Raw genomic sequence first — 13,902 nt, 5'->3', positions numbered from 1 at the left:
GCTCCGGTCAGCCGCCGCATCCCGACAGGCAGCGGCGCGAGGAACCAGCATTGACCCACTTCCCCCCCTCCGCATTCACGGATTTCGACGCATTCACCGCGGCACTGGACGGACGCACCCCCGCCCTGTTCCTCGACTATGACGGAACGCTGGCCGCCATCGCGCCGCGTCCCGAACTGGCGGTGATGCCGGATGATGCGCGCGCGGTGGTGCGGCGGCTGTCGGCCCTCTGCCCGGTCGCCTTCGTCAGCGGGCGCGACCTGGATGACCTGATGGCGATGGTGGCGGTGGATGGGCTGGTCTATGCCGGCAGCCACGGCTTCGACCTGCGCGGGCCTGACCTGCGCCGGCAGGTGGGGGTGGAGTATGTTCCCGACCTCGACGCGGCCGAACGGCTTCTGCGTGACCGGCTCGGCGGCATCGCCGGCGCTCTGGTGGAGCGCAAGCGCTTCGCCATCGCCATCCACACCCGTCAGGTTGCCATGCCCGACAAGCCGCAGGTGGGCGACGCCGTCCGCGCGGTGGCGGAGGCCCAGCCGCGCCTGCGCATGACCGGCGGCAAGGAACTGTTCGAGCTTCGCCCCAACCTGCCCTGGGACAAGGGCCGCGCCGTGGTCACCCTGCTGGAGACGCTGGGGTTGGATGGTAACGGCAGCCTGCCGATCTATCTCGGCGACGACGAGACGGACGAGGACGCGTTCCGCGCGCTGGCCGGCCGGGGTATCGGCATCCGGGTGATGGAAAGCCCGGCCGAGACCGCGGCGACCTGGAGCCTGCACGACCCGGCGGAGGCCACGGCGTTCCTCGGGCGGCTGGCCGACTGGCTGGCGGAGAGGTGAGGTCACTTCTGCCGCTGCCCCCTCCCCAACCCTCCCCCTCTTCGAGGGAGAGGGTGCCTTATGCAAAGCGGCGGCAGTCCCCTCTCCCACCGAAGGTGGGGGAGGGTTAGGGAGGGGGCATTCGCCAGCCGACGCCTTCCACATTCACCAACCCTAAACCCTCAGCCGCCTATCCTGACGGTTCAACCAGCCGGACAGAGCCACCATGGACATCGGATCGGCCACCACCGCCGCGCCCTACCGGCCGCAGGCCAGCGTGCTCGACGGATTGCAGGACGCGCAGGCGCGGACCGAGGCGGCGTCGGAGCAGATCGCGGCGGGCAACCTGGACCCGGCCGTGGTGCTCGACCTGACCTCCGCCCAGGTGGATTTCGCCGCGAACGCCAAGGTGCTGCAGGCGACGCAGGAGAACAGCCGCCGCCTGCTCGACATGCTGGCCTGAGATCCTGACCCCGGATCAGCGCGGCCTGTTCGGGCCGTAGATCTTCGGCTGGCTGAAGTTCAGATGGTCGAGCAGCCCCTGGCTGACGCAGCCGTCCACCGGCAGTTTCGCCGCGCGCTGGTAGGAGCGGATCGCTGTGCGGGTGCGCGTTCCCATCTTTCCGTCCACCGGCCCGGCATTGAAGCCATGCTCGTTCAGCCCCTCCTGCGCGCCGGAGATGAAGGCCAGACGCATCTCGTCCGGCAGATTGTCCGAGTCGCAGGCGGCAAAGGCCGGGGTCGCCAGGAACAGGGCGCCGCACAGGGCCGGAAGAAGAAGTCGCTTCATGGATCGGTTGCTCCGCATGGATCGATTGCTCCGGTTGATTGGATCGGTCGTCTGTTGAAACAGCCGAGCTTCGCCTTCCATTCCAAAAGTGCGCAGAATCGAAAAGGGCGGCCGCAAGCGACCGCCCTTTTCCATCTCCGACCCGTCAGCCGCCGGCGGCGTGCGCGTCGTCGCTCTGCCCCTTGATCCGGGAGGCGAGCGCCGCCTCCAGGAAGGGATCGAGCGCACCGTCCAGCACCGCCTGGCTTTGCGAGGTCTCCACCTCCGTCCGCAGATCCTTCACCATCTGGTAGGGGTGCAGGACATAGGAGCGGATCTGGTGGCCCCAGCCGATGTCGGTCTTGGTGGCTTCCAGCGCGGCGGCGGCATCCTCGCGGATCTTCAGCTCGCGTTCGTACAGGCGGGCGCGCAGCATGTCCCACGCCTTGGCGCGGTTCTTGTGCTGCGACCGTTCCTGCTGACAGCTCACCACGATGTTCGTCGGGATGTGCGTGATGCGCACCGCCGAGTCGGTCTTGTTGATGTGCTGGCCGCCAGCGCCCGACGCACGGTAGGTGTCGATGCGGCAGTCCTTCTCGTTGATCTCGATGTCGATCTTGTCGTCGATCACCGGGGAAATCGAGACGGCGGCGAAGCTGGTCTGGCGCCGCGCCTGACTGTCGAACGGGCTGATGCGCACCAGACGGTGCACGCCGGCCTCGGTCTTCAGCCAGCCATAGGCGTTGTGGCCCTTGATCTGCACGGTGGCCGACTTGATTCCGGCCTCTTCACCCGGCGTCTCGTCCAGCCATTCCGTCTTGTAGCCGTGCTGCTCCGCCCAGCGGGTGTACATGCGCATCAGCATCAGCGCCCAGTCCTGGGCCTCCGTGCCGCCGGCGCCGGCATTCACCTCGACGAAGCAGTCGTTGGCATCGGCCTCGCCCGACAACAGGCTTTCGATCTGCAACTTGTTGGCGCGGTCGCGCAGGCCGTAGAGCTGGGCCTCGGCATCGGCGACGACGGTGGCGTCCCCTTCCGCCTCGCCCATCTCGATCAGCTCCAGGCTGTCGGACAGGTCGCGCTCCAGCGACCGATAGCCGGCGACGGAGGTGTCGAGCTGGGTACGCTCGCGCATGATGGTCTGGGCCCGCGTCGGGTCGTCCCAAAGCTTGGGATCCTCCGCGAGGTTGTTCAGTTCGTCGAGACGCCGCAGTGCATTGTCCCAGTCAAAGATGCCTCCTCAGCAGCGCCAGCGATTCTCTGATCTCGCCGGCGGCCGCTTCGATCTCGGCCCGCATGGCGGTGCCTCCTCGTCAGCCAGAGTTGAAAGGTTCGTCGGCTGCATATGTAGCCGCTCGCTCCCCGCCTTGCACCCCCTTAATGACCGCAAGCGGGTCGGCCTGGAGCCCGAAATGGGACGGCTTGCCACTTTCGTGTATGGCCCAGCCCCTGCTTGGAGGTCCTAACCGTTTGGGATCATCGGCCTGGCTCATTTCAGAGTACGTCCCAAATCCGGCCGCACAACCCTACCGCGGCGGCCGGGAATTCCCGATATCGAGGTTATGGTCGGCGTCGTTCCGTGCCTTTTTGCGCGATTGGGCGCAGGGCCTTTCTTGCGCGGATGCATGGACGCGCGACCACCTCTGCCGGGGGCACGATGAGCTTTACCAGCCTGAATTTCCTGCTGTTCATCACCGTGTTCAGCGCCGGTTTCATGGCGCTGGCCCGCACCCGCGCCTTCACGCCCTTCCTGCTGGTGGCGAGCTACATCTTCTACGGCTATTGGGACTACCGGTTCTGCGGCCTGCTGGCGCTCAGCACCTTCATCGACTTCTATTGCGGGTTGAAGATCGCCGATTCATCCGACCGCCAGACAAGGAAGTTCTATCTGTTCCTCAGCCTGGGCACCAACCTGGGCATGCTGTTCTTCTTCAAATACTACAATTTCTTCGCCGACAGCGCCGAGGTGGCCCTCGCCTCGCTGGGGATCGAGATCGGGCGGCGGACGCTCGACATCCTGCTGCCGGTCGGCATCTCCTTCTACACCTTTCAGAACCTCAGCTACGGCATCGACCTCTACACCGGGGAGCTGAAGCAGCCGGAACGCTCGCTGATGCGCTATGCCAGCTTCGTCGCCTTCTTCCCGCAGCTCGTGGCCGGACCCATCGTGCGGGCGCGCGACCTGCTGCCGCAGATCCAGCAGCGCCCGCGCGACATCCCGTTCGAGGAGCGCTTCGCGGGGCTGGAGAAGGTGATCTGGGGCTATTTCCTCAAGATCGGGCTAGCCGACAACGCCGCGGTGGTGGTCGACGCCCGCTTCCACCAGCCGGAGTTCTTCAACGCGCTCCAGCATGTGATCGGGCTGATCTGCTTCTCGCTGCAGATCTACGGCGACTTCGCCGGCTATTCGCTGATCGCCATCGGGCTGGCGCAGATCTTCGGCTACACCATGTGCCAGAACTTCGCCCGGCCCTATTTCGCCACCGGCATGCGCGATTTCTGGCGGCGCTGGCACATCTCGCTGTCCACCTGGTTCCGCGACTACGTCTATGTGCCGATGGGCGGCAGCCGTACGCGCTGGCTGCGCATCCGCAACGTCGTCATCACCATGCTGATCTCCGGCCTGTGGCACGGCGCCAACTGGACCTTTGTCCTGTGGGGGGCGCTGCATGGCGGGCTGATGCTGGTCGAGGACGGCGCCCGCCGGCTGGCCGCCCTCAGCCCGGTGCGGCTCAGCGGTCCGGTGTTGGCCGCCGGGCGGCTGGTGATGGTCGGGCTGGTCTTCGCCGTGGTGACGCTGACCTGGCTGCCCTTCCGCGCCGACAGCCTGCACACGGTCTGGACCATCCTGGGCATCATCGCCAACGGTGATTTCGGGCTTCAGCAGGGCAACCAGCAGGCCAGCTCGCTTCTGCGCGTCGCCGTCACCGGACTGATCGTGCTGATGGTCGACGCGCTGATCGAGCGGGGGGCCGGCCGCCGCTACGCCGGGATGAATGTGGTGGCGCGGTCGATGGCCTGCTCCGCCCTGATCCTGGTGATGCTGCTGTTCGGCAGCTTCGCCAACCACGCCTTCATCTACTTCCAGTTCTGACCGGACGGAGCACCCTCCCATGTATCGCCTTCTGGCTTGCATCGTGCTGATCCTCGCCACCGTCACGGCGATGGACCGGGTCCTGGCGTCGGCGCTGGGCGGTCTGCTGCTGCGCTCCAGCGACCGCTTCATGGCGATCTACCGCCCGTTCGAACCGGAGGCCGAAACGCCGGGCATCAAGCCGCCCGTCAGATCGCCCGCCAATCCGCCCGCTGATCAGGGGGAGCAGCCTAGCCCCCTGCTGGTGAAGGCCGCCCTGAAAGCGGAACCGCGCCCGATCCGCGGGCCGGCCGATGTGCTGGTGCTCGGCAATTCACGGGCCGACAACCATTTCCCCGTCTCCGCCCTGCAGGACATGACCTGCGGCCGGGCGCTGAACCTCGGCATGGGCGGAGCGCCGACCGTGCTGTCGGCCCTGCTGTGGGAGGATTACGTCGAACGCCACGGCGCGCCGCGCCTGCTGGTGCTGGAGCCGACCGGCGTGGTCGACAACCCGCACGACCTCGCCGACCTGCCGCTGCTGGCCTACTATTCGCCGCGCATCGACGCCTTCGTCCGCCAGGAGAACAAGGAGCTGTGGATGGCCAACCACGCCTTCCACCTGATGACCTTCAACAACAACCAGACCATGCGGCTGGTCGGCGGTCTGCTGAAACCCGCCGCCGACCGCACCCTGGTCGGCGCCATCCCCGAACCGATGAAAATCCAGCTTGCCGCCGCACCGGAAGAGGTGATGACCGCCGACGACGCCAACTGGCGGGCGCTGGACCGCATCATCCGCAGCGCCCAGGCGCACGGCACCCGGGTGGCGGTGGTCATCACCCCCTATTTCCCGACCTATGCCGGCAAGCTGAGGAATTTCGACGCCTTCTTCACCGATCTGAAGAGCCGCCTGCCCGCCGGCGTCACCGTGATCGACGCCCGCCGCGCGGTAGACAAGGACGAGCTGTTCATGGACGCCCTGCACGTCAACGAGGACGGCGTGCGCGCGATGTTCGCCGCCCTGGAACCCACCCTGCGCCCACTCGGAACCTGCCCGGTGGACGCGCTGGCCTCGCTGTCGGCGGCGGGATCGACGCACTGACCGCGACGGCATCGTTTCGCAGCGAATGCAAAAAGGGGCGCCCGCAATGGACGCCCCTTTTTCTTTGGCTCAGTAAAGCCCGCCGGTTCCCAGCGTCGCCGCCGCCGGCGGGGCCGGCACGCCCGGCTGTTGCGAGCCGAAGCCGCCCGTGGCGTTCGGATCGCCCATCATGGCGCCGGACGCCTGCGAGGAGCCGTCCAGCACCACCTGAGGCTGGTCGGGATTCGGCTCGGTGCCCGGCAGGAAGGCTTCCCAGATGGCGCGGTTGTCGCCCGGCTGGGCCAGCTGGCCGTTGGTCGGGTTGACGCGGACGAGACGCAAGCCGGGCGGCACGCGGAACGGCGTCGCCGGCTTGTCCTTCAGCGCCACCTGCATGACCTCCTTGAACACCGGAACCGCGGCGGAACCGCCGGTCTCGTGCCCACCCAGCGAGCGCGGCTGGTCGAAACCGATGTAGGTGCCGACCACCAGATCGGGCGAGAAGCCCATGAACCAGGCGTCGTGGCTGTCGTTGGTGGTGCCGGTCTTGCCGGCCAGTGGCTTGCCCAGCGAGCGCAGCGCGGCGGCGGTGCCGCGCTGGACCACGCCTTCCAGGATCGAGACGATCTGGTAGGTGGTGCGCGGGTCGTTCACCTGCTCGCGGGTGTCGGGCACCGCCGGCACCGCCATCCCGTCCTTCCAGGCGACGTTGTTGCAGCCCTCGCACGGGCGGTTGTCGTGACGGAAGATGGTTTTGCCGTTGCGGTCCTGCACACGGTCGATGAAGGTCGGCACCACCCGCTTGCCGCCATTGTCCAGCATGGCATAGGCGGTGGCGAGCCGCAGCACCGTCGTTTCCCCGGCGCCCAGCGCCATCGGCAGGTAGGGCTGCAGGTTGTCGACGATGCCGAACTTCTCGACCAGCGCCTTGACCTTGTCCATGCCGATCTGCTGGGCGAGGCGGACGGTCATGACGTTGCGCGACTTCTCGATGCCGACGCGCAGCGGGGTCGGGCCGTAGAACTCATGGCTGTAGTTCTCCGGCCGCCAGACCGGCTGTCCGCCGCCCGGATCAAAGGAGAAGGGCGCGTCCATCACCAGCGACGACGGGGTGAAGCCCTGGTTCAGCGCCGTCAGATAGACGAAGGGCTTGAAGGCCGAACCGGGCTGGCGCAGCGCCTGGGTGGCGCGGTTGAACACGCTCATGGCGGGGGAGAAGCCGCCGACCATCGCCAGCACGCGGCCGGTGTGCGGATCGAGCGCCACGAGGCCGCCCTGCACCTGCGGGATCTGGCGCAGGGCATAGCTGTTCGGCGGCGGCTCCTTCGGCGCGGACTTGTCGCCCTTCCTGGCCGGCTTCTCGTCCTCATCCTTCGATGGGCCGCTCAGCGGCTCGACCAGCAGGACGTCGCCCAGCTTGGCGACGTCGGACGGCTTGCGGATCGCCGGGCCGGAGACGTCGCCATCCTTGGAGGCGCGTGCCCAGCGCAGTTCCGACAGCGGAATGCGGCCGCGGCCGCCGTCGGCAAGCCCGATATCCAGCCCGTCCGACTGGTCGTCCTTCAGCACCACCGCCATCTTCCAGCCTTCCGACCCGGCGGGCGGCGGCAGGGCGGCCAGCTTCTTCGGCCAGTTGTCGAAATTCTCCATCTTGGACACCGGGCCGCGCCAGCCGTGGCGGCGGTCGTAGGCGATCAGCCCGTCGCGCAGCGCCTTGGTCGCGGTCGCCTGCAGCGTCGGGTCCATCGAGGCGCGAACCGACAGCCCGCCCTCATACAGCGCCTGCTCGCCATAGAGCTTCACCAGTTCGCGCCGGACCTCCTCGGAGAAATACTCGGCGGTCACCACCTCCTGCTCGTCGCGCTTGCGGGTGACCAGCGGCCGGGCCTGGGCTGCCTTCGCCTCGTCGGGCGTGATGTAGCCGTCTTCCGCCATGCGGCCGATCACCCAATTGCGGCGGGCCATGGCGGCGTCGTGCTGGCGGTCGGGGTTGTAGTTGGAGGGCGCCTTGGGCAAGGCCGCCAGGAAGGCGACCTCCTCGATGCTCAGCTCGTCCAGCGCCTTGTTGAAATAGTTCAGCGCCGCCGCCGCCACGCCGTAGGAGCGGTTCCCCAGGAAGATCTCGTTCAGGTACAGCTCCAGGATGCGGTCCTTGCTGAATGTCCGCTCGATGCGGATCGCCAGGATCGCCTCCTTGATCTTGCGGGCGAAGGAGACCTCGTTGGTCAGCAGCATGTTCTTGGCGACCTGCTGCGTGATCGTGCTGGCACCGACCGGGCGGCGGTCGCGGCCGAAATTCTCGACGTTGGTCAGGATCGCACGCAGGATGCCGATGGGATCGACACCCTGGTGGCCATAGAAATTCTTGTCCTCGGCCGCCATGAAGGCGTTCATGACCATGCGCGGCATGGCGTCGATCGGCACGAAGATGCGCCGCTCCGACGCGAATTCCGCCATCAGGCGCCCGTCGCCGGCGTAGATGCGCGTGGTCACCGGCGGCTCGTAGTTGGCCAGCTTGGTGTAGTCGGGCAGGTCGTGGTCGTAATGCTCGAACAGGAAGACCAGCCCACCGGCGCCGGCAAGAGCCAGCATCACGAAGGCCATCAGCAAGGACAGAAGAAGGCGCATGACCGATCCCGCAAGAGACGACGAACGGCGCGCCGGCAGTCCGGTTCCAATGGATCCGGATCACAGGTGCGCCTGACAGGGCGGCGCATCCTACACCGCCGCGGTGCGAAGTGCCGCCCCCGTTCCCGTCATGTCAGGAAAATGTGACACGCAGAGGGCGCCCGCAAGACGGCGCCGGCGCAAAGGGGGTATTCGTGCCGTCCGGCTCCGCTTCAGCTCCTCTGCGCGCCGTGCAGCCAGCGGAAATAGGCGTCGATGGTGCGGGCCAGCCCCTTGCCCAGACGCTCGCGGTGGCCGGAGGAGGTCAGCAGCCGGATGTCCTGCCGGTTCGACAGGTATCCCATCTCGATCAGCGCCGACGGCACGTCGGGCGCGGTCAGCACGGCGAAGCCGGCCTGCCGGTGCGGCCGGTTGGGGATCAGCGGCACCTCGCGTCCGAGATTCTGCAGCGCCAGCGTGGCGAAGCGCTTGGAATGGTTCATGGCGTCGCGCTGGGCGAGATCGATCAGGATGTTGGCGACCAGCTTGTTCTCGCCCGACAGGTCGAGCCCGACCAGGGCGTCGGCCCGGTTCTCCTTGGCGGCCAGCATCTCCGCCTCGCGGTCGGACGCCTTGTCGGACAGGGTGTAGATCGACATGCCACGGACATCGCCGCTGCTGATGCTGTCGGCATGCAACGAGATGAACAGGTCGGCGCCGGCCTCCCGCCCGATGGCGACGCGGTCGCGCAGGCGGATGAACACGTCGCTGTCGCGGGTCAGCTTCACCCGGTAGCGGCCGGTCGCCTCCAGCTGGCGCTTCACCTCCTTGGCGGTGGCGAGCGTGATGTCCTTCTCATAGATGCCGCCGACGCCGATGGCGCCGGGATCCTGGCCGCCATGGCCGGGGTCGAGCACGATCAGCGGCTTTTCGGCCACCGTCGGCGGCTTGTTGTCCGGCAGCGGCGGGGCCACCGGCAGCGCTGCCGGGATCAACTGGGCCGGCGGGATCGGCGGCAGCGGCGCGAAGGGCGGCGGGGCAGTGACGGCGGTGGCGGGTTGGGCAGGCGGCTGCTCGGGCACCGGAACCGCCATCGCCGACGCGACGATCGAACTCATCGACAGCGGAGCCGTCGAACCGATCTCGTTCGATCCGATCTCACCGGCGTCGCCGTGTCCGGCGGTGGCGGCGGCAAGCTGCCGGAACTCGGCGGGCGTCGTTTTCTCCAGGTCGAGGACGAGGCGCGGCTGGTGGCCGTCCCGCGCCGGGATCATGTAGCCCTCGCGCAGCCGGGCGGGACCGACCGTCTCGAAGGTCAGGCGCGTGCCGCGCGGGCCGCCCGTCGCATGGCGGTAGCGCGCGACCACCCCCTTGCCCTCCACCGCCAGCGATCCGCCGGGCCAGACCAGTTCGGGCAGATCGACGATGATGCGGTAGGGATCGGCGGCCATCGACACGGTGAAGGGCACCGCGTCGCTCAGTTCCAGCACGAAGCGGGTCTTGTCCGGATGAATGCCGAGCCGGGCATCGACCACCGCCGTGCGCGGCGGCGCCGACGGCAGGGCCGCGGTGGTCTGCGCCCTTGCCGCCCCGGTCGCAGCAAAACCGATCAGCCCCAACACCAGCAGCACCGGCAGAACCATTCCAAGAACGCGCATCGCGACGCAACGCGCCGAAGCGGCGGCTGGAGCGGCGGCTGTGGTCGGGCAGTGCGGCCGTGGCATCGAGACTCCTCGGCGGCTGAAGGGGCACAGGACAAGGCAATGGACGCTCAGCTATAGCCTAGCCAATTCAACGCTCTCAACGCGGATCGTCAGATCCCGAGTCAATTCCGGCCGGGGGTGCCGTTCCTGCAACAGTGGACGTGAGCGTGGCGGCGGACATGTGTGGACAGGCTGCCCCGGTGGAAGCACGCACCGCCGCTTCCCCGCGACGAACTTGTTCGCCGAATCGGCGCATTTCCGCGTTGTGCAAGAGGGAACGCTTGTCTATGGTATCTTTGCGACAGACCGCAATTCGCCAGACCAGGGTCGGACTCCCAAGGTGAGCGCCGATTCGCTGATGCCGGGACCAACCTCCCAGGATCAGCCGATCGCCGGTCACGGGGCTTACCCAAGGGGCTGCGGCGTCGCCCCCGACACCGCCTGTCCGGCCATCCGCGCCGGAGGGACGTCGCGGGGTGGCGCGTTCGGGTTGGCGGTGAGAGGACGAAACCTCGAAGCTGGCTGTGGCCGCAAGGCGGCAGCCCGGCGCGTGTCGACCGGGCCGTCCTGGCTGCTCTCGTCAGCGCCGTTCGGCGGTTCCGGTCCGTCGTGCCGTATGCTTCGCCCACAACAGACGCTGCGTCCAGGCGGCCCGACCGGTCGCGCGGGTTCCCTGGGTCGCGCCGTTGAGGACCGTATATGGCCAAGCGCATGCTGGTGGACGCCACGCACCCGGAAGAAACCCGGGTCGCCGTGGTCAATGGGAACCGGCTGGAAGAGCTCGACTTCGAGATCGCCAGCCGCAAGCAGCTGAAGGGCAACATCTACCTGGCGAAGGTGACGCGGGTCGAGCCTTCGCTTCAGGCGGCCTTCGTGGAATATGGCGGGAACCGCCACGGCTTCCTCGCCTTCTCCGAAATCCATCCCGACTATTACCGCATCCCCATCGCCGACCGCGAGGCGCTGCTGGCCGAGGAGCGCCGCCTGGAAGAGCAGGCGGAAGCCCGGGCCGAGGCCGCCGCCGACGGCGCCGTGATGGGCGAGCCGATCCGTCCCGAGCAGGTGGTCGAGGAATGGTCGCCGATGCCCTCCCCCATCGCGCCCGAGGCGTCGGATGAGGAAGACGGCGACGACAACGGCGCCGAAGATAGCGAGTCCGGTGACGAGCAGGCCGCCCCGACCGAGGGCGCCGCCCAGGCCGGTGCCCAGGCCGGTGCCCAGGACGCCGACGCCCCCGACACGCTGGGCGGCGACGAGGACGAGGAGGCGGAGACCCAGCGCCGCCGCTCACGCCCGCTGCGTTCCTACAAGATCCAGGAAGTGGTGAAGCGCCGGCAGGTCATGCTGGTGCAGGTGACGAAGGAAGAGCGCGGCAACAAGGGTGCGGCGCTGACCACCTACCTGTCGCTACCCGGCCGCTACTGCGTCCTGATGCCCAACACCGGCCGTGGCGGCGGGATTTCCCGCAAGATCACCAACCCGGCCGACCGCAAGCGCCTGAAGGAAATTCTGTCGGACCTCGACATTCCCGACGGCATGGCGGTCATCCTGCGCACCGCCGGCCTGGAGCGTTCCAAGCCCGAGATCAAGCGCGACCTGGAATATCTCCTGCGCCTGTGGGACGACATCCGCGAACAGACGCTGAAGTCGTCGGCGCCCTGCCTCATCTATGAAGAGGCGAACCTGATCAAGCGGTCGATCCGCGATCTCTATTCCAACGACATCGACGAGATCTGGGTCGAGGGCGAGGCCGGCTTCCGCACGGCGCGCGAGTTCATGGACATGCTGATGCCGGGCCATTCCCAGCGCGTCCAGCTGTACCGCGACAGCCAGATCCCGCTGTTCCACCGCTATCAGGTGGAAACGCAGATCGACGCCATCCACAGCCCGGTGGTGCAGCTGCGCTCCGGCGGCTACATCGTCATCAACCCGACCGAGGCGCTGGTCTCCATCGACGTCAACTCCGGCAAGTCGACCCGCGAGCGCAACATCGAGGAAACCGCCTACAAGACCAACCTGGAGGCCGCCGACGAGGTGGCGCGCCAGCTGCGTCTGCGCGATCTGGCCGGCCTGATCGTCATCGACTTCATCGACATGGAGGAGCCGCGGAACAACGCCGCCGTCGAGCGCCGCATGAAGGAGGCGATGAAGAACGACCGGGCACGCATCCAGCTCGGCCGCATCTCCGCCTTCGGCCTGCTGGAGCTGTCGCGCCAGCGTCTGCGTCCCTCCCTGCTGGAGACCAACTTCGAGCGTTGCCCGCACTGCTCGGGCACCGGCGTCGTCCGGTCGGTCGAATCCGCCTCGCTTCACGTCCTGCGCGCCATCGAGGAGGAGGGCATCCGCAAGCGGTCGTCGGAGATCACCATCTACGTCCCGACCTCCATCGCGCTCTACATCCTCAACCAGAAGCGCGGTGAGCTGGCCAAGATCGAAGAGCGTCATGCCTTCAGCGTCATGGTCCAGGCCGACGACACGCTGATCGCCCCGGACCATCGCCTGGAGCGCAACAAGGCCCGCCTGCCCGACGAGGATGTCGCGCTGGTCAGCGCCGACCGCGTGATGGCCGAGACCGACCGCGCGCTGGCCGCCGAGCCGGTCGAACCGGTGGAGGAGCCGGAAGCCGAGGTCGAAGCCGCCCAGGTCGAGGAGACCGCCGAGCGTGCCGAGACCAACGGCGATGGCAATGGCGAGGATCGCCGCCGCCGCCGTCGCCGCCGTCGCGGCCGTGGCCGTGACCGCGAGGATGGCCGGGTCGAGGGCGACACCGCCGAAGGCGAAGGCGAGACGGACGAAGCCGGTCAGGAAACCGAGGAGACCGCTCTGCCGGTTGCCGCCGAGGCGATCCCCGGCGCCGCCATCTCCGAACCCGCCGCCACCGACGCCGACTCGGCTGATGCCGATGGCGACGAGGACGACGAGGACGGTGACGACGAAACCGGCGCCGACGCCGGCGAGCGCAACGGCGAAGGCCGCAAGAAGCGCCGCCGCGGCAAGCGCGGTGGTCGTCGCCGGTCGCGCCGCGAGGGTGCGGAAGGCCTGGAGGGCGGCGAGGACGCCGTCTCCGAGCAGCCCGCCGCTCCGGCTCAGGCGACTCCGGCTCCGGTCGAAGCGAGCGACCTCGACTGGATCCTGGCCGGCGATACGGCTCCGGCGGCCGAGGAAGCCCCGGTTCCGGTACCCGCCACCGAGCCGCCGGTGACCGCTCCGGCCCCGGCCGAAGCGGCCGCTGTCAAGGCTCCGGCGAAGAAGGCGTCGCGCAAGCGCAAGGCTGCTGCCGAAGCCCCGGTGGAGGCCGCTCCCGTGGCCGCTCCGACCGTCGCCGAAGCTCCCGCCAAGGGCCGCAAGCGCAAGGCCGCCGCTGCGGTCGAGGCGCCCGCGGAAGCCGCAGCCGAAGCCGCGCCGGCCAAGAAGGCCTCGCGCAAGCGCAAGGCTGCCGCCGAAGCCCCGGTGGAGGCCGCTCCCGTGGCCGCTCCGGTCGCTGCCGAAGCCCCGGCCAAGGGCCGCAAGCGCAAGGCAGCTGCCGCCGCGGAAGCCCCGGCGGAGGTCGCGACCGACAAGGCTCCGGCCAAGAAGGCGTCGCGCAAGCGCAAGGCCGCTGCGGAGGCTCCGGCGGAGGCCGCGCCGGTCGCCGCCGCGCCGGCTCCGGTGCCCGCGCCGGCCGCCGAGCCCGTCAGCGAGCCGGCTCCCGCCGGTGACGAGGACGAGGCGAATGCCAAGCCGCGCCGCGGATGGTGGAAGCGGTAAGCCCAACGGCCCAACCGGGACCTCTGGAACGGGAAAAGGCGCCGCAAGGCGCCTTTTCCTTTTCCCGGACGTTATCATCCCTGCCACAGGACAGGTCGGAC

Annotated in this window: 9 protein-coding genes; 5 read left to right on the top strand and 4 right to left on the bottom strand. The window is 68.4% G+C overall.

Features of this window, described 5'->3' with window-relative positions; translation table 11 throughout:
* The first annotated feature begins 50 nt into the window (after positions 1 to 50).
* The gene (gene otsB, locus PWS46_RS01865) at positions 51 to 839 is read left to right on the top strand and encodes a trehalose-phosphatase (protein ID WP_434617307.1); all 789 of its coding nucleotides are present in this window, start codon (positions 51 to 53) and stop codon (positions 837 to 839) included.
* 205 nt (positions 840 to 1,044) lie between these two features.
* Positions 1,045 to 1,281 (top strand): hypothetical protein, encoded by a 237-nt coding sequence (locus PWS46_RS01860; RefSeq protein ID WP_434617304.1) that lies wholly within the window; start codon positions 1,045 to 1,047, stop codon positions 1,279 to 1,281.
* Positions 1,282 to 1,296: 15 nt separating this feature from the next.
* Here PWS46_RS01860 and PWS46_RS01855 read toward each other — a convergent pair whose 3' ends face one another.
* Entirely contained in the window at positions 1,297 to 1,608 is a 312-nt protein-coding gene (locus PWS46_RS01855; RefSeq protein WP_434617301.1) for a peptidoglycan-binding domain-containing protein, read from the bottom strand.
* 145 nt (positions 1,609 to 1,753) lie between these two features.
* A protein-coding gene (gene prfB, locus PWS46_RS01850; protein ID WP_136705145.1) for a peptide chain release factor 2 occupies positions 1,754 to 2,885 on the bottom strand; the annotation gives its coding sequence in 2 pieces (ribosomal slippage) (positions 1,754 to 2,815 and positions 2,817 to 2,885; 1,131 coding nt in all).
* Positions 2,886 to 3,244: 359 nt separating this feature from the next.
* Here prfB and PWS46_RS01845 point away from each other — a divergent pair.
* Positions 3,245 to 4,681, top strand: a complete 1,437-nt coding sequence (locus PWS46_RS01845; protein ID WP_434617298.1) for an MBOAT family O-acyltransferase — start codon at positions 3,245 to 3,247, stop codon at positions 4,679 to 4,681.
* 19 nt (positions 4,682 to 4,700) lie between these two features.
* Positions 4,701 to 5,765 (top strand): hypothetical protein, encoded by a 1,065-nt coding sequence (locus tag PWS46_RS01840; protein ID WP_434617295.1) that lies wholly within the window; start codon positions 4,701 to 4,703, stop codon positions 5,763 to 5,765.
* 69 nt (positions 5,766 to 5,834) lie between these two features.
* Here the strand turns inward: PWS46_RS01840 and PWS46_RS01835 are convergent, their stop codons facing one another.
* Together PWS46_RS01835 and PWS46_RS01830 are read right to left on the bottom strand one after the other, a co-directional pair.
* Positions 5,835 to 8,372: a penicillin-binding protein 1A gene (locus tag PWS46_RS01835; RefSeq protein WP_434617292.1), complete on the bottom strand. Its 2,538-nt coding sequence runs from the start codon at positions 8,370 to 8,372 to the stop codon at positions 5,835 to 5,837.
* A 212-nt stretch (positions 8,373 to 8,584) separates the two neighbouring features.
* The gene (locus PWS46_RS01830; protein ID WP_434617289.1) at positions 8,585 to 10,009 is read right to left on the bottom strand and encodes an N-acetylmuramoyl-L-alanine amidase; all 1,425 of its coding nucleotides are present in this window, start codon (positions 10,007 to 10,009) and stop codon (positions 8,585 to 8,587) included.
* 744 nt (positions 10,010 to 10,753) lie between these two features.
* Between PWS46_RS01830 and PWS46_RS01825 the strand changes: the two genes are divergently transcribed.
* On the top strand, positions 10,754 to 13,801 hold the full coding sequence (locus tag PWS46_RS01825; RefSeq protein WP_434617286.1) for an Rne/Rng family ribonuclease: 3,048 nt from the start codon (positions 10,754 to 10,756) through the stop codon (positions 13,799 to 13,801).
* Positions 13,802 to 13,902 lie beyond the last annotated feature (101 nt).

The organism is Azospirillum sp. B2RO_4, from assembly GCF_051124815.1.
GTDB lineage: Bacteria > Pseudomonadota > Alphaproteobacteria > Azospirillales > Azospirillaceae > Azospirillum.
The sequence above is the reverse complement of the archived record's forward strand: the minus strand, read 5'-3'. Positions and strand labels throughout refer to the sequence as shown.

Excerpts from the sequence above, each read along its gene's own strand:
- PWS46_RS01860 (WP_434617304.1), top strand. The coding sequence starts at position 1,045 with ATGGACATCGGATCGGCCACCACCGCCGCGCCCTACCGGCCGCAGGCC.
- PWS46_RS01855 (WP_434617301.1), bottom strand. The coding sequence starts at position 1,608 with ATGAAGCGACTTCTTCTTCCGGCCCTGTGCGGCGCCCTGTTCCTGGCG.
- PWS46_RS01845 (WP_434617298.1), top strand. The coding sequence starts at position 3,245 with ATGAGCTTTACCAGCCTGAATTTCCTGCTGTTCATCACCGTGTTCAGC.
- PWS46_RS01840 (WP_434617295.1), top strand. The coding sequence starts at position 4,701 with ATGTATCGCCTTCTGGCTTGCATCGTGCTGATCCTCGCCACCGTCACG.
- PWS46_RS01835 (WP_434617292.1), bottom strand. The coding sequence starts at position 8,372 with ATGCGCCTTCTTCTGTCCTTGCTGATGGCCTTCGTGATGCTGGCTCTT.
- PWS46_RS01830 (WP_434617289.1), bottom strand. The coding sequence starts at position 10,009 with ATGCGCGTTCTTGGAATGGTTCTGCCGGTGCTGCTGGTGTTGGGGCTG.
- PWS46_RS01825 (WP_434617286.1), top strand. The coding sequence starts at position 10,754 with ATGGCCAAGCGCATGCTGGTGGACGCCACGCACCCGGAAGAAACCCGG.